The organism is Burkholderia plantarii (assembly GCF_001411805.1).
GTDB lineage: Bacteria > Pseudomonadota > Gammaproteobacteria > Burkholderiales > Burkholderiaceae > Burkholderia > Burkholderia plantarii.
The window spans coordinates 1,330,087-1,349,795 of record NZ_CP007212.1 but is presented as its reverse complement, the minus strand read 5'-3'; the positions used below and the strand labels follow the sequence as shown (position 1 = coordinate 1,349,795).

3 protein-coding genes are annotated in these 19,709 nt (G+C 72.0%); all 3 read right to left on the bottom strand.

The features are described 5' to 3' along the window. Window positions 1-78 precede the first annotated feature (78 nt). From bpln_RS05815 to bpln_RS05805, 3 genes are read right to left on the bottom strand one after another with little or no spacing between them, the layout of a single operon-like run. Window positions 79-1,329 carry a TCR/Tet family MFS transporter gene (locus bpln_RS05815; RefSeq protein ID WP_042624381.1) on the bottom strand — a complete coding sequence of 417 codons (1,251 nt, stop codon included), beginning with the start codon at window positions 1,327-1,329 and terminating at the stop codon, window positions 79-81. Next, window positions 1,326-2,537 (bottom strand): cupin-like domain-containing protein, encoded by a 1,212-nt coding sequence (locus bpln_RS05810; RefSeq protein ID WP_158512003.1) that lies wholly within the window; start codon window positions 2,535-2,537, stop codon window positions 1,326-1,328. The genes bpln_RS05815 and bpln_RS05810 overlap by 4 nt, the downstream gene beginning before the upstream one ends. A gap of 14 nt (window positions 2,538-2,551) precedes the next feature. Further along, the gene (locus tag bpln_RS05805) at window positions 2,552-19,633 is read right to left on the bottom strand and encodes a non-ribosomal peptide synthetase (RefSeq protein ID WP_055138302.1); all 17,082 of its coding nucleotides are present in this window, start codon (window positions 19,631-19,633) and stop codon (window positions 2,552-2,554) included. Window positions 19,634-19,709 lie beyond the last annotated feature (76 nt).

The window sequence follows — 19,709 nt, the reverse complement described above, 5'->3', positions numbered from 1 at the left end:
GCGCCACCGGCGTTCGCGCCCCGGCCGTCCGAGCCGCCATCCATGCCGCACTCGGCCGTGCCCGTTCAAGCGGCCCGTTCAAGCCGCCCCCTCCGAGCCCGGCCGCGTGATCCGCAGCGCCAGCAGCAGCGCGACCGCCATCAACCCCGCGGCGATGAAGAACGCGAGGCCCGGTATCGGCCGCGCCACGCCCGGGCCGATCGACCACGCGAAGCCGAGCCCGTAGACGAGCGGCCCGATCAGCGAGGCGAGCCCGGTCAGCCCCTGCAGCGCGCCCTGCAGCTGCCCCTGCTCCGATTCGCCGACGCGCCGCGTGACGAGCCCCTGCAGCGCCGGCATGAACAGGTTGAACATCACGTAGACGGGCACCGCCGCCAGATAGCCGGCGCCCGTCGAGGCGAGGCCGAAGCCGGCATAGCCGAGCGCGCCCATGCCGGCGCCGGCCAGCAGCGCGCCGCGCTCGCCGACGCGCGCCACGATCGGCCCGACCAGCACGATCTGCACGAACGAGCCGAGCCCGCCGCTCGCCATCATCACCAGCCCGATCGCGGCCGGGCTCCAGCCATAGCGGTAGCCGCCGTAGAGCACGAAGATCGCCGGCCCGACCATCCAGCCGAGCGAAACCAGGAACGCCAGCAACGCCAGCCCGCGCAGGTCGGCGCGCGCCTTCAGGAACGCCAGCCCGCCGAGCGGATTCAGCTTGCGGCGGTCGATGGACGCCACGCGCGCGGCGGGCGCGAGCGACTCCGGCAGCACCACCAGGCCGTACAGGAAGTTGCAGGCCGACAGCGCGCCCGCCACGTAGCAGGGCAGCCGCAGGTCGACGCCGGCCAGCAGGCCGCCCAGCGCCGGCCCGGCCAGGAAGCCGAGGCTCACCGCCGCGCCGATCCGGCCGAACGCGCGCGCGCGCCGCTCGGGCGGCGTGACGTCGGCCACGTAGGCGTTGGCCGTCGAGAGGCTGGCCGAGGTCAGCCCGTTCAGCAGCCGCCCGACGAACAGCCAGGCCAGGTTCGGCGCGAGCGCCATGATCAGCGAATCGGCCGCGAGCCCGGCCAGCGAGATCAGCAGCACCGGGCGCCGGCCGATGCGGTCCGACAGCGCGCCGAGCGCGGGCGCGCAGACGAACTGCATGGCGCCCCACACCACCGCGAACAGCGTGCTCCACTCGGTGGCGAGCGCGGTGTCGCCGCCCGCGAACGCCTTGATCAGGTTCGGCAGCACCGGCAGCACGATGCCGAACGAGATCGTGTTCATCAGCGCCGTGGCGAAGATGAAACCGAACGCGGCGCGCGAGGCGCGCGGCTCGCCGGCCACGATCGGCGTGCTCATGATGCGGCGGCGATGCCCGCGGCACCCACGTTCTGCACGGCGGACGGCGCCACGGCCCGCAGCAGGTCGAGCAGCGCCGCGATGGCGCCGCGATCGAGCACCGCATCCTCGTGATGCTCGGCCAGCTGCGCGGCCAGCACCGCGCTGTAGGTCACGGCCTCGCGCTGCGACGGCGAGAGCGACGCGTCGGCCAGCAGCGCCGCGCGCACCGGCGCGAGATCGGCGGCGAGGTCGGCGAGCCGTGAGCCGGCCGGCCGCGCCGGCGCGTCGGGCGCCGCGTGCTGGCGGCCCCACTGGTCGAGCGCGGCGATCGCGAGCAGGCCCGCGCCCCACAGCCGGCCGTGTTCGAGAAAGCGCGCGCCGGCTTGTGCGAAATCGAGTCCGGCCGGATCGAGAAAGCCCGCCCGGAACTCGGCGAGCCGGTCGCCCGCGTAGAAGCCCGGCAGCGCGCGCGTGGCGTTCGGCGCGTCGATGATCTGCCGCAGCGACGGATACCACCAGAAGTTCACCGACACCGACACGTCGCGCGCCCGCACGTGGTGCCACCAGAACACCGGCATGTACAGCAGCTCGCCCGGCTGCATCGTGAAGCGCAGCGGCTCGGCGCGCGCGAACGCGGGATGCCGGGCGAGATCGGGCTGGCCCGGATCGACGTTCGACAGGTGCGCGGTGGCCGCGTCGTGGTGATACGGATACAGGTGCGGCGTGTCGTCGGGCGAGAACAGCGTGAAATCCTTGGTGCCGTGCAGCTGCGCGAAGAAGTTGTTCGAATAGTCGAAGTGCAGCTGGGTTTCGGTGCCGCGGCCGAACCAGAGGTTGATCATCGGCCGCTGCGCCGCGATCCATTCCGGCACCACGAGCTGGTCGAGCAGTTCCGGCATCACCTCGGGAATCGACTGCTGGAGCAGGTAGATGTGCTCGCCCTGATCCGCCTCGAGCAGCCGCGCCACGGCCGCGCCGAACTCGACCTCGGTGTTGCGGAACACCGGCGCGCGGCTGCGCTCCTGGGCCGGCTCGAAGCGGTAGCGGCCGTCGCTCGACGCGCTCAGCGTCACGCGGCGCGACGGCGCCACGTTGCGCGCCAGCGCCTCGGGCGTCCAGCGCTCGGCGATCCGCCACGCGTCGAGCGCGTCGGTGATGATCGCGGGCCGGCCCCGCGCCAGATAGCCGTCGGCGAATTCACTGCGGGTCACGCGTGGAATCATCATGTCTCTCCTGGGGTTCATTGCGGCGCGCCGTCGGGCAGCGCGACCCTGCGTTTCAAGATGTCGCCGATCTCGCGGCCGAGCGCGTCGGCGTGGCGCTTCACGATCGTCTCGTGGTTGCCCGGCACGCTCACCACGGCGAGGTCGGCGGCCGGCACCAGCGCCTCCCAGCCGAGCGCGGGCGACAGCGACGCGTGGCCTTCGAGCGGCGTGATCGAGGCGTCGCGCGCGGCGAACACATGCAGCCTGACCGGCGCCGGGCGCGGCCGCCAGCTGCTCATCGCGGCGCCGTGCGCGACCAGCCGCTCGAGGAACAGGCGGTTCTCGGCGGCCGTCTCGTAGGCGAGATGCCAGAGCGGGCGGCCCGCCGCGCGGCGCGTCTCGATCGCCTGCACCAGCTCGTCGATCAGCGCGTCGAGATCGGTGGCGCGCTCGAACGCGGCCACGTCCGCCTCGTAGTCGGTGAAGTTGTGGGCCGCGAACGAGTAGAGCGTGACGAGCGCGACGCGATGCGGATCGGGCTCGGCGTCGTGGCGCGGCAGCGTGGTGTCGAACACGCCGAGGAACTCGATCTCGTCGCCGGCGGCGATCATCTGCGCGGCGATCTCGTAGGCGATCAGGCCGCCGAACGACCAGCCCGCCACGCGGTACGGCCCGTGCGGCTGGATCGAGCGCATCAGCGCCACGAAGCGCGCGGCGATCGCCTCGATGGTGCGCGGCTGCGGCCGGCCCAGCGCGAGCGGCGGCAGCCCGTAGACGGGAATCGACGCGTCGATGAACGAGGCCAGATGCTCGAAGTACCACGAGTAGCCCTGCAGCGTGTGGGCGAGGAACAGCGGCCGCTCGCCGCCGCCGGTGTTGAACGCGACGTATTCGGTGCCGGCGTCGTTCGACGGCACGCCCGCGTATTCACGCGAAGCGCCGCCGCCCGCCTCGATCAGCGCGGCGAGCCGCTGCACGCTGCGCGTCTCGAAGATGCTGCGCACCGTGACCTTCACGCCGGTGCGCTCGCTGGCGCGCACCGCCACCTGCGCGGCCATCAGCGAATGGCCGCCGATCGCGAAGAAGTTGTCGTGGCGCCCCACCCGCTCCACGCCGAGCGCCTCGCGCCAGATCCGCGCCAGCAGCGTCTCGAGTTCGCCTTGCGGCGGCTCGTGGGCCGGGCCGGCCAGCTGCGCCGCGCCGGGTTCGATGCGCGCCAGCGCGAGCCGGTCGAGCTTGCCGTTGGGCAGCGTCGGCAGCGCGTCGAGCGCGATGAAGCGGCTCGGCACCATCGCGGCCGGCAGCCGCTCGGACAGCCAGCCGTGCAGCACGTTGTGATCGACCCGCGCGCCGCGCAGCGGCACGTAGCACGCCACCAGCTCGACCTCGTCGGCACCGGCCTCGCCAGCCGTTTTCCGGCCGATCGCGGCCGCCGCGGCCACCGCCGGATGCGCGCCCAGCTCCTGCTCCACCGCCGGCAGCTCGACGCGCTGGCCGCGCACCTTGATCTGGAAATCCTCGCGGCCCAGATGCAGCAGCTGGCCGTCGGCGAGCCACTGGCCGATGTCGCCGGTGCGCAGCAGCCGGGCGCCCGACACCGGGTGCCGCACGAAGCGCTCGGCCGTCAGGTCGGGCCGCCGCCAGTAGCCGGGACCGACGCCCGGGCCTTCGACGTAGATCGCGCCGACCGCGCCCACCGGCACCGGCGCCAGCGCCGCGTCGAGCAGATGCACGCGGCTGTTGGCGATCGCGCGGCCGGCCGGCACCACGGCGTGATGCACGGCAAGGCCGCTGTCCTCGCAGTAGGTGATGTCGTTCACCTCGCTGCAGCCGTAGTTGTTGTGCAGCTTCGCGTGCGGCAGCAGCGCCGCGAAGCGCATCGCGAGGCGCCGGCTCAGCGGCTCGCCGGCCGTCGTGACGTGGCGCAGCGCGCCGAGCCGCCCGGCGTGGTCGAGCAGCACCGCCAGATGCGAGGGCACCAGGTTCAGGCGCGTCACGCCATCGCGCTCGAGCGCCTCGGCGAAGGCCGGCGCGTCCTTCACCAGCGCGTCGGGGTAGATCACCTGCGGGGTGCCCGCGAGCAGCCCCGAGAGCATCTCCTTGATGGACGGCACGAACGACATCGAGGTCTTCTGGCCCACCACTTCGCCGGCCGCGTAGGGGGTACGGGTCCAGAGCGCCTGCAGGCAGTTCAGCACCTGCCGGTGCTCGACCATCACGCCCTTCGGCGTGCCGGTCGAGCCCGAGGTGTAGGCGATGTAGGCAAGATCGTCGGGCGAGGTCGCGAAGTCGGGCACATGAGCCGGGCCATGAGCCGGGCCATGAGTCGGCTCAGGGGCGGCCCCGGCATCGGGCCCGCCCCCGGCCGCGAGGTCGGCCTCGACGTCGAGCCGCACCACCACCGGCACGATGCCGGCCAGCGTGTCGCCGAGCGACGCCAGCGTCACGGCCGCGGCCGGCTGCGCGTCGTCGAGCGTGCGCCGCACGTAGGCGGCCGGATAGGCCGGATCGATCGGCACGTAGGTCGCGCCGAGCCGGAACGTGGCCAGCAGCGCGGCGATGAAATCGGTCGAGCGCGGATGATGGAGCGCGACCCGCGCGCCCGGCCCGATGCCGCGCGCGCGCAGCGCGGCGGCGATGCGCGCCGCGCGGCGATCGAGTTCGGCATAGCTGGCCGTCGCGTCGCCGTCGCGGCAGGCGGGCGCGTCGGGCCGCAGCGCGACCTGCCGCGCGAACAGCGCGTTCACGCCGGTCGTCTCGAACGCGGCCGGCGCGCCCTGCGCCTGCGCGACCAGCGCGCGCTCGACCGCGGTGGGCTCGCGCAACGCGGCCAGCGACGCGCCGGGCGCCTGCGCCATGCGCTCGAGCAGCTGTTCGAGCACGCTCAGCATCAGGCCGATCTGGCGCGCGTCGAAACGCAGGCTGTCGTAGTTCGCGACGATCTCGAGCCCGCTGCCGTCGCCGAAGATCTCCAGGTCGAGATCGGACTGCGCCTCGCGCGCCACGCTCTCCTGCAGCACCGTGATCGCGAGCCCGTCGCCCCAGTCGTGCGTCTGCACCGGCGGCACGTTCTGGTGGCGCAGCATCACCGGCACGGGCGAGCGGCCGTCGAGCTGGCGCAGCGCCGGCACGCCCGCGATCATGTGCTCGAACGGCAGCGCCTGGTGTTCGAGCGCGTCGAGCACGCGCCGGCCGGTGCGCTCGAGCAGCGCCGGCAGGTCCGGTTCGCCGGACAGGTCGAGCCGCAGCGGCAGGATGTTGATGAAGAAACCGATCAGCGGCTCGACCAGCGGCTCGTCGCGGCCGGCCGTGGTGGTGCCGATGCAGAAGTCCTCGCGGCCGGTCTGGCGGTGATGCAGCACGCCGAGCGCCACCAGGAACAGGGTGAACAGGCTCACGCCGCGCTGCCGGCCCAGTTGCGCGAGGCGCGCGGCCAGCGCCGGCGGCAGCGCGCGGCGCAGCACGCCGGCCGGGCCGTGGCCGGCGTCGGCCGGCGTGCCGGGCACGCTCAGGTCGACCGGGTCCGCGGCGCCGGCCAGCATCGCGTGCCACCAGGCCGCGTGGGGCCGCAGATCCTGCTCGCGCTGCCAGCGCGCGTAGTCGGCGTACTGCGCGGCGAGCGGCGCGAGGGCGGCACCATCCGTGCCGTCACCCGCCCCGCCCGCCGGTCCGGCATGCCCGTCGCGATGCGCGAGGTACGACGCGCGCAGGTCGCGCACCAGCACCCCGAGCGACCAGCCGTCCGACACGATGTGATGCATCACCAGCGACACCACATGGCGTTGCGGCGCGAGCCGCAGCAGCTGCACGCGCATCAGCGGGCCGCGCTGCAGGTCGAACTCCACCGCGGCGTGGCGTTCGAGTTCGGCATGCAGGTCGGCCTCGGCGATCTCGCGCACCGGCAGCTCGACCGCGTGCGGCGCGTCGATGAACTGCGCCGGCACGTCGGTGCCGGGCGCGATCGCGAAGCGCGTGCGCAGCGTCTCGTGCCGCGCCACCAGCGCGTCGAACGCGGCCCGCAGCGCCGGCAGCGAGAGCGGCCCGTCGAGCCGCAGCGCGCCGTTCATGTTGTAGGCGCGCCCGCCGTCGCGCTGCTGGATCAGCCACAGCCGCTCCTGCACGTAGGACAGCGGGAACGGGCCGGCCGCGCCGTGCCGCGCGGGCACGGCCGTGAAAGGCGCGGCCTGCGGCGCGCCCTGCGAGGCGTCGGCCGAGGCCGCGCCGGCGCCGAGGCGCGCCGCGAACGCGGCGAGCTGCGGCGCCTCGAACAGTGCCGTGAGCGTGGCCGCCTCGCCGAAGCGCTGGCGCAGCCGGCCGATCACGCGCACCGCCAGCAGCGAATGGCCGCCGAGCGCGAAGAAGCTATCGTGGCGCCCCACCCGGTCGACGCCGAGCAGTTCCGCCCAGATCGCGGCCAGTGCCGTCTCCACCTCGCCCTGCGGCGCGGCGTAGTCGAGGCGGCCGAACGCGGCGGCGTCGGGCGCCGGCAGCGCGCGGCGATCGAGCTTGCCGTTGGCCGTCAGCGGCAGCCGCTCGAGCGCCACGTAGGCCGCCGGCACCATGTAGTCGGGCAGGCTCGCGCGCAGGTGGGCGCGCACCGCCTCCACGTCGCAAGTCGCGTCGGTGTGATAGACCACCAGCCGCCGCTCGCCCGGCACGTCCTCGCGCGGTATCACCACCGCGTCGCGCAGGCCGTAGGCGCCGAGCTTCGCCTCGATCTCGCCCGGCTCGACGCGGAAGCCGCGGATCTTCACCTGCGTGTCGTTGCGGCCGAGGTATTCGAGGTTGCCGTCGGGCAGCCAGCGCGCGAGGTCGCCGGTGCGGTACAGGCGCGCGGCGGCGCCGGCCGGCCCGAACGGATCGGCGACGAAGCGCTCGGCCGTGAGCGCCTCGAGGTTCAGGTAGCCGAGCGCCACGCCCGCGCCGCCCACGTGCAGCTCGCCCGGCACGCCCACCGGCACCGGCTGGCCGGCCGCGTCGAGCAGGTAGACGCGCGTGTTGGCGATCGGCCGGCCGATCGGCAGGCGCTCCGGCGCCGGTTCGCCCGCGCGCAGCGTGTAGGTGGTCGCGAAGGTGGTCGATTCGGTCGGGCCGTAGCAATGCACGAGGTGGCGCGGCGCGCCGTGGCGCATGATCCGCTGCACCGCGCGCACGTCGGCCGCGTCGCCGCCCGTGAGCAGGTAGCGCAGCGTCGGGAACACCGGCGCGAGCGCGTCCGCATACGAGCTGAGCAGCCCGGCCACCAGATGCAGGACGTTGACGCGCTCGGCCGCCAGCAGCGCCGCGAGCCGCGGCGGCGCGAGCAGCACCTCGTGCGGCACCACCACCAGGCAGGCGCCGTTGAGCAGCGCGCCCCAGGTCTCCATCGTGCTCGCGTCGAACGCCGGGTTCGAGGTGAAGGCCACGCGGTCGCCGGGGCCGAAGTCGAGGTAGCCGTTGTTCAACGCCAGGCGGTCGATGCCGCGATGCGCCACGATCACGCCCTTCGGCTGGCCGGTCGAGCCGGACGTGTACATGATGTAGGCCGGCCGGTCGCCGCCTTCCTGGTGACGGCCCGGCGCGAACGCGTCGCCGCGTTCGGCTGCGGCCTGATCCGCGTCTCCGGCTTCCTCGACGGCGATGCGCAGCGCCCGCGTGCCCTCCGGCGCGGCGAGCCCGTGCGGCGCGAGCAGGCAGCGCGCGCCGCTGTCGGCCAGCATGAACGCCTGCCGGTCGGCCGGCGCGTTGCGGTCGAGCGGCACGTATACGGCGCCGCATTTGAGCACGGCCAGCTCCGCCACGATCAGCTCGATCGAGCGCTCGTACAGGATCGCCACGCGCTCGCCCGGCACGACGCCGGCCGCCGCGAGCCGCCGCGCGAGGCGCTCGGCCCGGGCGTCGAGCGTGGCGTAGTCGAGCGTGCGCGGCCCGTCGACGAGCGCCGGCGCGTGCGGCGTGCGCGCCGCCTGCGCCGCGAACAGCGCGTGGACGCCGGTCTCGACCGGGCACGGCGCGTCGGTGGCGTTCCATTCGTCGAGCAGCTGGCGCCGCTCGGCATCCGGCAGCCACGCGAGCGCGGCCACCGGCGTGTCGGGCGCCTGTTCGAGCGCGTCCACCAGGCTGCCGAGGCAGCGGTCCAGGTAGCCGCAAACGCGCGCCGCGTCGAACGGCTCGGCGAGCTGGGCGGTCAGGCGGAAGCCCTCGCCGAGATCGTCGACGCTGAGCACGCACGGGTAGTTGGTGCGTTCCTCGCCGTCGAGCACTTCCACGCCGTGCCAGCCGAGCGCGCCGCCGCCGTGCTCCAGCAGCGGCCCGGCGCTGTGCCGGAAGTTCAGCAGCGCGCTGAACAGCGGCGCCGGCGCGGCCACGCCGCTGCAGCGCTGCGCGGCCGCGAGCGAGGCATGCTCGTGGTCCATCAGCGCCGCGAGCAGGCGGTGCGTGCGCAGCGCGGCATCGTGGACGCTCACGGCGCCCACGTCGAGCCGCACCGGCAGCGTGTTGATGAACACGCCGAGCGCCTGCTCGATGTCGGCGCCGCCCTGCCAGCGGCCGAGCAGCACGGTGCCGAACACCACGTCCTCGCGCCCGGCGAGCTTGCCGACCACGTGGCCCCAGGCCAGGTGGAACAGGCTCGCCACGCTCGTGCCGAGCCGCCGCGCCTGCGCGCGCAGCCGCGCCGCGAGGCCCGCGTCGAGGCCGAGCGCCGCGCTCGCCACGCCGGTGCCTTGCCGTTCGTCGCCTTCGGTGCCGGTCACGCCCGTCATGCCATAAGGCAGCGTCGGTTCGTCGACGTCGGCGAGCATCGCGCGGAAAAACGCCTCGCTGCCGCGCGAGCGCGCGCCGAGCCGTGCCTGCGCGACGTAATCGCGGAACGACGGCGGCGCCGGCAGCGTGGCCCAGCTGCCGTCCAGATGGGCCGCGATCTCGCGCAGCAGGATGCCGAGCCCGGTATGGTCGAGCGCGATGTGATGGAACAGCAGGATCAGCACCCAGCGCGCGTTCGGCGCGTCGTGCGCGACGTGGACCGCGAGCGGCGGTGCCTGCCGGATATCGAGGCGATGGTGGCGCGGATCGAAGCGGTCGAGCAGCTGCGCGGCGACGTCGCCGTGCGCCGCGTCGAGCGCGACCTCGGCGACCGGCAGGCGCGCCTCGCGCCAGACCACCTGAACGGGCTCGCGCAGGCCTTCCCAGGCCACGCCGCTGCGCAGGATGTCGTGCCGCGCGATCACCGCCTGCAACGCGTCGATGAAGCGCTCGAGCGTGGCGCGGCTGTCGAACGCCAGCCGCGTGCGCAGCAGGTACGCGTCGCCGCGCGCCTGCGCCAGATGGTGATAGAGCATGCCCTCCTGCAGCGGCGCGAGCGGATAGATGTCCTGCACGTTGGCGGCGCCGCCGGCGACCGTCGCGACGATGCCGTCGATCTCGTCCTGACTCAGCTCGACGAGGCTCAGCATCGCCGGCTCGATGCGCCGCGCACCGGCCGCGATCCGGTTGGCCGGCACCGCGGGCGCGGCGTCCGTGCGCTGCAGCGAGGCGGCCAGCTCGGCCAGCGTCGGCGCGCCGAACAGCGCCGCCATCTCCACCTCGAAGCCGGCCTGGCGCAGGCGCCCGACCAGCCGCACGGCCAGCAGCGAGTGGCCGCCGAGTTCGAAGAAATTGTCGTGGCGGCCCACCCGCGCGACGTTCAGCAGCTCGGCCCAGACCTCGGCCAGCACGCGTTCGGCCTCGCCGCGCGGCGCCTCGTGGCCGCGCTGCCCGGACGCGGCGGCGTCGGGCGCCGGCAGCGCGCGGCGGTCGAGCTTGCCGTTCGCCGTGAGCGGCAGCCGCGCCAGCGCCACGAACGCGGCAGGCACCATGTGGCGCGGCAGGCGACGCGCGGCATGCTCGCGCAGCGCCTGCGCGAGCGCCTCGCCATCCGCGGGATTCGCCGCGTCGCGGCTCGTGAAATAGGCCACCAGCCGCGGCTCACCCGGCGTGTCCTCGCGCACGATCACGGCCGTCTCCAGCACGCCGGCGAGTTCCGCGAGACAGGCCTCGATCTCGCCCGGCTCGACGCGAAAGCCGCGGATCTTCACCTGATCGTCGTTGCGGCCGAGGTACTCGATATGGCCGTCGGGCAGATGGCGCGCGAGGTCGCCCGTCTTGTACATGCGCGCGCCGGGCTCGGTGCTGAACGGATCCGCGACGAACTTCGCGGCCGTCAGCGCCTCGCGGTTCAGATAGCCGCGCGCCACCTGCGCGCCGCCGACGTGCAGTTCGCCCGCCACGCCGATCGGCACCGGCGCGCCATGCGCGTCGAGCAGGTAGACGCGCACGTTGGCGATCGGCCGGCCGATGTGCGGCACCGCATCGCCGTGGCGCATCGCGCCCGAGGTGGCCACCACGGTGGTCTCGGTCGGGCCGTAGTTGTTGACCACCGTCTGGTGCGGCGGGACGTGTTCGCTGAGGCGCTTGAAGCGGTCGCCGCCGATCAGCACCGTGTGCGCGTGCGGATTGGCGTAGCCGAGCGAATAGGCGAGTTCGGCGAGCGGCGTGATCAGGAAGCTCACGTCGATCGCCTGCGCGTGCCACCAGCGCAGCAGCCGCTGCGGGTCGCCCGTCGCCGCCGCGGGCGGCAGCAGCAGCGTGGCGCCGCAGGCGAGCGCCGGCCACAGCTCCCAGGCGCTCGCGTCGAACGCGACGCCGGCCGTGGCCGTGGTGCGGCTGCCGGCGCGCAGCCCGAAGCGGCTCACGTGCCAGTCGATCAGGTTGTCCAGCTGGCGATGCTCGACCATCACGCCCTTCGGCTGCCCCGTCGAGCCCGAGGTGTAGATCACATAGGCGAGATGATGCGCATGCAGGCCCTCGAGGTCGAGGTTGGCGGCGTCGGCATCGTCGCGGTCGGCGGTATCGACATCGGCGGCGTCCACGACGATACGCGGCAGCGTCGGCGCATCGGCCGCCGCGATCAGGTCGGCGCCGCCGGCCTGCGTGAGCACGGCCACCGGCGCGCTGTCGGCCAGCAGATAGGCGAGCCGCTCGGCCGGATAGGCGGGGTCCATCGGCACGTAGGCGCCGCCCGCCTTCAGCACGGCCAGCAGCGCGATCGCCAGTTCCGCGCCGCGCTCCATGCAGACGGCCACGCGCGCGTCGGGGCGCACGCCGAGCGCGACCAGCCGGCGCGCGAGCCGGTTCGCGCGCGCGTTCAGCTCGCCGTAACCGAGCGTCGTGCCGTCATGGCTCAGCGCGATCGCGTGCGGCGTGGCCGCGGCCTGCGCCTCCACCCGCGTGTGAACGCAGCGGTCGCGGCGCGTGGCGACGCCCGTATCGTTCCAGGCCTCGATCACCTGATGGCGCTCCGCCTCGGACAGCAGGCTGCGCGCGTGGTAATCGGCATGGACGTCGGCGGCGATCGCGTCGAGCGCGGCCACGTAGTAGCCGAGCACTCGTTCGCCCTGCGCGGCCGACAGGCGCGCCGGGTCGATCTTCACGTCGATCGCGAGGCCGCCGGCCGCGTCGTTGAAGTTGACGCTGAGCGCGAAGTTGGTGGCCTCGAAGCCGATCCCGCCCAACAGCGCGAAGCCGGCATGCCGGCCGAGCGACTCGTAGACGTGGAAGTTGACGTAGTTGAACGCCACTTCGTAGAGCGGCGCGCGATCGTTGTCGAGTTGCAGCTGGAAATACGGGTAATGGCGGTGGCGGATCACCTCGAGTTCGGTGCGGAACGTCTCGCGGATCAGATCGGCCCAGCTCGACGACGTCAACGCCAGCCGCAGCGGCAGCGTGTTCAGGAACAGGCCCAGCACCTTCTCGCCGTCGTCCTGCTCCTGGCGCACGTTCGACACGAGGCCGGTGGTCACGTCGGTCTTGCCCGACAACATCGACAGCACGCGCAGGTGCGCCGCCAGCAGCACGCTGCGCACCGGCACGCCGAGCGTATTGGCCACGCCCTGCAGCCGCGCGCGCACGCTCGCGTCGATCGCCACGCTCGCGTGCGGCCGGGTTTCGCCGCCGCTTGCCGTTTCGGACGGCTCCGCCTGCCTCGGCGGCAGCTCGCAGAACGCATGGCCGTCCAGATAGCGGCGCCAGAAGTCGCGATGCGCGGCCGAGTTCAGCGCGCCGCGCTCGCTCTCCACGGCGCTGCGCGGCGTGCGGGCCAGCGGCGCCGGTTCGGCCGCCTCGGCGGTTCCAGCCGCGTCGTGGCCGAGCGACGCGAGATACGCGCCGAACAGCTCGGTGTTCAGCGAGGCCACGCTCCAGCCGTCGAGGATCGCGTGGTGGAAGCTCAGCGTGTACTGGATCTCGCGCTCGCCGCGTTGGTGAATGAACACGCGCAGCAGCGGCGCGGTGTCGAGCGCGAAGCGCGTCTTGCGTTCGGCCTCGACGAACTCGGCCAGCAGGCGGTCCTGCCCGGCCTCGTCGTGCATCGACAGGTCGAAGCTCGCCAGCGGAATCCCGGCCGCCGCATGAACCAGTTGCATCGGCTCGTCGAAGCGGTCGAAATCGAACGAGGTGCGCAGCACCGGATGCCGGCGCGCGAGCGCGTCGAGCGCGGCACGCAGCGCCGCTTCGCGCCACTCGGGCAGATCGAAGCGATAGCTGAACACGTCGTGATAGAGCGCCGCGTCGTGGGACGCCTGCTGGTTGTGATAAACCATGCCGCGCTGCAGGAACGTGAGCGGATAGGCATCCTCGACGTCGGCCGGCAGCTTCGCGCGGTCGGCTTCGCCGAGCGAGAGCGCCGAGCCGTCCTGCGTGGGGCTGACTTCATCGAGCGACAGCGCCTGCGCGAGGTTCTCGATCGTCTGATGCGTGAACAGATCGACCAGCGCGAACGCGAGACCCTGCGCCTTCGCCTTCGACAGCACCGACACCGCGCGGATCGAATCGCCGCCCGAGACGAAGAAGTTGTCGGTCACCCCCACCCGTTCCAGCCGCAGCACCTGCGCCCAGATCGCCGCGAGCCGTTCCTCGATCGAGGTGCGCGGCGCCACGTATCGTTGTGCGTCCTGCGCCTGCATCGGGCGCGGCAGCGCCGCGCGATCGATCTTGCCGTTCGCCGTCAGCGGGAAGCGGTCGAGCGTCACGAAGTGCGCCGGCAGCATGAAGTCGGGCAGCGTGCGCGACAGGGCCGTGCGTAGCGCGGCGGTATCGCTTTGCTCCGCTTGCGCATCGAACACCAGATAAGCCACCAGCTGTTTATCGCCCGGCTCGTCCTCACGCGCCAGCACCAGCACCTGACGCACGCCGTCCAGTGCCGACAGCGCCGCTTCGATCTCGCCAAGCTCGATCCGGAAGCCGCGAATCTTCACCTGCGTATCGATGCGGCCCAGATATTCGAGCGTGCCGTCGGGCAGGAAGCGCGCGAGATCGCCGGTGCGATAGAGCCTCGCGTTCTCGTCGTCAACGAACGGATTGCGCACGAAGCGCTGCGCCGTCAGTTCCGGCCGGTTCAGGTAACCGCGTGCCAGGCCCGCACCGCCAACGCACAGCTCTCCCGCCACGCCGATCGGCATCGGGTTCAGGTTCGCGTCCACCACGTAGGCCGACAGATCCGGAATCGGCCGGCCGATGCTGGCCGGCGTGCCGTTGCCGCCCGTGGCGCTCAGCGGCCAGTACGTGACATGCACCGTCGTCTCGGTGATGCCGTACATGTTCACCAACTGGCAATCGGCGTTGCGTGCGTCTTCATACCAGGGCCGCAGCATGCCGACTTCCAATGCCTCGCCGCCGAAAATCACGTTGCGCAACTGGTGACCGCGATCGCTCTCGGCCTGCGCCGCGATCAGCTGACGGAACGCGCTCGGCGTCTGGTTCAGCACCGTCACGCCCGCCTCGCAGATCAGCGCGTAGGTGTCCTGCGGCGAACGGCTTACCAGCTTCGGCACGATCACGAGCCGGCCGCCGTGCAGCAGCGCGCCCCAGATCTCCCAGACCGAGAAGTCGAACGCGAACGAGTGGAACAGCGCCCATGCGTCGCTCGCCCCGAAGTGGAACCACGCCTCGGTGGCCGAGAACAGCCGCGTCACGTTGCGGTGCTCGATCATCACGCCCTTGGGCTGACCGGTCGAGCCCGAGGTGTAGATCACGTAGGCGAGGCTGTTCGACGTCACGCCCGCGACGTCGGGATTATCGGCGCGAGCCGCCAGGTCATCGGCCGCTTCATCGATCACGATCACCGGCACCGACAGCTCGCCAGGCACGCCACGCGTATCGCCCTGCACGAGCACGGCCAGCGGCGCGCTGTCGTTGAGCGTATAGGCCAGCCGTTCCGCCGGATAAGCGGGATCGAGCGGCACGTAGCCCGCCCCCGCCTTGAGCACCGCCAGCAGGCCGACGATCATGCCGAGTCCGCGCTCGACGCAGATCGCCACGCGATCGTCAGGCTTCACGCCCGCCGCGATCAACCGATGCGCAAGCCGGTTCGCGCGCGCGTTCAGCTCGCCGTAGCCGAGCCGCTGTCCGTCGCATTCCACCGCCACCGCCTCGGGCGCTCGCGCCGCATGCGCCTCGAACAGCCGATGAATCGGCACGTCCTGCGCGTAGCCGGCACCGGCGTCGTTCCAGGCGGCCAGCACCTGATGCCGCTCCGCGCCGGACAGCAACGCGGCGCGGCCGTGATCGGCCTGCGCATCGGCCGCGATCGCGTCGAGCGCGGCCAGGTAGTAGCCGAGAATCCGCTCGCCCTGCCCGGTCGACAGCCGCGCCGCGTCGATCTTCACGTCGACGGTCAGCCCGTCGGCCATATCGGCGAAATTCACCAGCAGCGCGAAGTTGGTCGCCTCGAAGCCGTGCCAGCCGCGCAGCGCGAAGCCGGCATGCCGGCCGAGCGACTCGTAGACGTGGAAGTTGACGTAGTTGAACGCCACTTCGTAGAGCGGCGCGCGATCGTTGTCGAGTTGCAGCTGGAAATACGGGTAATGGCGGTGGCGGATCACCTCGAGTTCGGTGCGGAACGTCTCGCGGATCAGATCGGCCCAGCTCGACGACGTCAACGCCAGCCGCAGCGGCAGCGTGTTCAGGAACAGGCCCAGCACCTTCTCGCCGTCGTCCTGCTCCTGGCGCACGTTCGACACCAGGCCGGTGGTCACGTCGGTCTTGCCCGACAGCATCGACAGCACGCGCAGGTGCGCGCCCAGCAGCACGCTGCGCATCGGCACGCCGAGCGTATTGGCCACGCCCTGCAGCCGCGCGCGCAGCTCGGGCGCGACGGTCACGCTCAGTTCCGGCCGCGCCACGCCCGGCCCCGCGCCGGGCTCGGCCGGCGGCAGTTCGCAGAACGCGTGGCCGTCCAGATAGCGGCGCCAGAAGTCGCGATGCGCGGCCGAGTTCAGCGCGCCGCGCTCGCTCTCCACGGCGCTGCGCGGCGTGCGGGCCAGCGGTGGCAGGTCGACGTCGGGCTCGCCGCCGTCGCGTGCCTGATCGAGCAGCGCCAGATAGGTTTCGAACAACTCGGTGTTCAGCGAGGCCACGCTCCAGCCGTCGAGGATCGCGTGGTGGAAGCTCAGCGTGTACTGGATCTCGCGCTCGCCGCGCCGGTGAATGAACACGCGCAGCAGCGGCGCGACGTCGAGCGCCACCACGGTCTTGCGCTCGGCCTCGATGAACGCGGCCAGCTGGCGGTCCTGCTCGGCCTCGTCGTGCATCGACAGATCGCCTACCGTCAGCGCGATCTCGCTCGCGGCATGGACCAGTTGCAGCGGCTCGTCGTAGCGATCGAAGTCGAACGAGGTGCGCAACACCGGATGCCGGCGCGCGAGCGCGTCGAGCGCGGCACGCAGCGCCGCTTCGCGCCACTCGGGCAGATCGAAGCGATAGCTGAACACGTCGTGATAGAGCCCGGCGGCGTCGGGCGCCTGCTGGTTGTGGAACACCATGCCGCGCTGCAGGAACGTGAGCGGATAGGCGTCTTCCACGTCGGCAGGCAGGCGTGCCACGTCGGCGGCGCTCAAGGGCGGCAGCGCCGCTTGCGCGGCTACGCTCACCTCATCGAGCGACAGCGCCTGCGCGAGGTTCTCGATCGTCTGATGCGTGAACAGATCGACCAGCGCGAACGCGAGACCCTGCGCCTTCGCCTTCGACAGCACCGACACCGCGCGGATCGAATCGCCGCCCGAGACGAAGAAGTTGTCGGTCACCCCCACCCGTTCCAGCCGCAGCACCTGCGCCCAGATCGCCGCGAGCCGTTCCTCGATCGAGGTGCGCGGCGCCACGTATCGTTGTGCGTCCTGCGCCTGCATCGGGCGCGGCAGCGCCGCGCGATCGATCTTGCCGTTCGCCGTCAGCGGGAAGCGGTCGAGCGTCACGAAGTGCGCCGGCAGCATGAAGTCGGGCAGCGTGCGCGACAGGGCCGTGCGTAGCGCGGCGGTATCGCTTTGCTCCGCTTGCGCATCGAACACCAGATAAGCCACCAGCTGTTTATCGCCCGGCTCGTCCTCACGCGCCAGCACCAGCACCTGACGCACGCCGTCCAGTGCCGACAGCGCCGCTTCGATCTCGCCAAGCTCGATCCGGAAGCCGCGAATCTTCACCTGCGTATCGATGCGGCCCAGATATTCGAGCGTGCCGTCGGGCAGGAAGCGCGCGAGATCGCCGGTGCGATAGAGCCTCGCGTTCTCGTCGTCAACGAACGGATTGCGCACGAAGCGCTGCGCCGTCAGTTCCGGCCGGTTCAGGTAACCGCGTGCCAGGCCCGCACCGCCAACGCACAGCTCTCCCGCCACGCCGATCGGCATCGGGTTCAGGTTCGCGTCCACCACGTAGGCCGACAGATCCGGAATCGGCCGGCCGATGCTGGCCGGCGTGCCGTTGCCGCCCGTGGCGCTCAGCGGCCAGTACGTGACATGCACCGTCGTCTCGGTGATGCCGTACATGTTCACCAACTGGCAATCGGCGTTGCGTGCGTCTTCATACCAGGGCCGCAGCATGCCGACTTCCAATGCCTCGCCGCCGAAAATCACGTTGCGCAACTGGTGACCGCGATCGCTCTCGGCCTGCGCCGCGATCAGCTGACGGAACGCGCTCGGCGTCTGGTTCAGCACCGTCACGCCCGCCTCGCAGATCAGCGCGTAGGTGTCCTGCGGCGAACGGCTTACCAGCTTCGGCACGATCACGAGCCGGCCGCCGTGCAGCAGCGCGCCCCAGATCTCCCAGACCGAGAAGTCGAACGCGAACGAGTGGAACAGCGCCCATGCGTCGCTCGCCCCGAAGTGGAACCACGCCTCGGTGGCCGAGAACAGCCGCGTCACGTTGCGGTGCTCGATCATCACGCCCTTGGGCTGACCGGTCGAGCCCGAGGTGTAGATCACGTAGGCGAGGCTGTTCGACGTCACGCCCGCGACGTCGGGATTATCGGCGCGAGCCGCCAGGTCATCGGCCGCTTCATCGATCACGATCACCGGCACCGACAGCTCGCCAGGCACGCCACGCGTATCGCCCTGCACGAGCACGGCCAGCGGCGCGCTGTCGTTGAGCGTATAGGCCAGCCGTTCCGCCGGATAAGCGGGATCGAGCGGCACGTAGCCCGCCCCCGCCTTGAGCACCGCCAGCAGGCCGACGATCATGCCGAGTCCGCGCTCGACGCAGATCGCCACGCGATCGTCAGGCTTCACGCCCGCCGCGATCAACCGATGCGCAAGCCGGTTCGCGCGCGCGTTCAGCTCGCCGTAGCCGAGCCGCTGTCCGTCGCACTCCACCGCCACCGCCTCGGGCGCTCGCGTCGCATGCGCCTCGAACAGCCGATGAATCGGCACGTCCTGCGCGTAGCCGGCCCCACCCCCGTTCCAGCGCATCAGCCGGCCCAGTTCGTCCCCCGTCGGCAACACGAGCCGCGCCACCGGCACGGCGGCATCTTCCAGCACCTGTTCCAGCAGATGCGTGAAGCGCGCGCCGATCGCCTCGACCTCGTCGGCATCGAAATACGCGCGGTTGTACATGAAGTGGATCCACGCGTGCTCGTCGAAACGGTTCTCGCGGATATGCAGCGCGAGCGGCAGCTGCTCATGGCCGTTCGAGCACATGTGGACCTGCGCGCGCGCCGCGCCGAACCGCATGTCGTAGTCGTCACGCTCATACGACACCGAGATGTCGAACACCTGCGCGCGCTGCGAGCGCCACAGCCCGAGCGCGCGGTTCAGCTCGCTGACCGGAAAGCGCTGGTGGCGGTAATCGCGCTTGAGTTCCTGCCCCACCGCGCGGACCAGCTCATTGAAGCGCAGCGCGCCGTCGAGTTGCAGCCGCACCGCGCTCACGCCCGTGAACATCCCCGCCGTCAGCTTCATGCGCGCGTTCGAACGGTTCAGGATCGGCAGCCCGATGACGAGTTCGTCGCGCTGCGCCGTGCGGGAAAAATAGACGTAGAGCAGGCCGAGCATCAGCTGGAACGGCGTCGCGTCGCATTCACGCGCGAGCGCGACGATGCGCTCGTAGAACGCGCGCGGCAGGCACAGCGCATGATGGCCGCTCGGCACCACGCCACCCTCGGCACGCTCGCGCGAACGCGGCGCGAACAGCGGCTCGGGCACCGTACGGTACTTGTCGAGCCAGTAGTCGCGCTGCCGCTCGAACTGCGGCGAGGCGCGAAACGCCTGGTCCTGCGCGACGAACTCGAGGTAGGACGGCGCCGCCAGATCGGGCGCCTGGTTCGCATCGAGCGCGCTGTACAGCGCCGCGAGCGAATCGACCAGCAGGCCGATCGCCCAGCCGTCGACGATCAGGTGATGGAAATTGAGCGTGAAGAAGAAGCGCGTGTCGCCAAGCTTCGCCAGCTCGAAGCGGAACAGCGGGCCGCCGTCGAGCGCGAACGGCTCGGCGAGCCGCTCATGAATCCAGGCCAGCGCGGCCGCCTCCACCGCCGCGGCGTCGCCGGCACCCGAGAAATCATGCAGCGGCACGCTCACCGGCCCGGCCGGCACGATGGTCTGGCCCGGCACGCCATCCTCGCCGGTACCCGGCACGAGCGCGATGCGCAGCGCATCGTGCTTCTCGACCAGCAGCGTCACGGCGCGCGCGAAGCGTGCCGCGTCGAGCGGTCCGTCGATCAGCGTATAGCCGCCGATCTTGTAGATCGGCGCATCGCCATGCATGGCCTGGTCGAGCCAGATTTCACGTTGCGCGGCCGTCAGCGGATGGACCTCGCGCGGCAGGACAGTTTCGTTCACGGCTCTCTCTCCCTCGTGCGACGGGCCAAGGCACTGCGCATCGGCGAGCGGCCCGTTCGCGACTTTCGTTTGTACT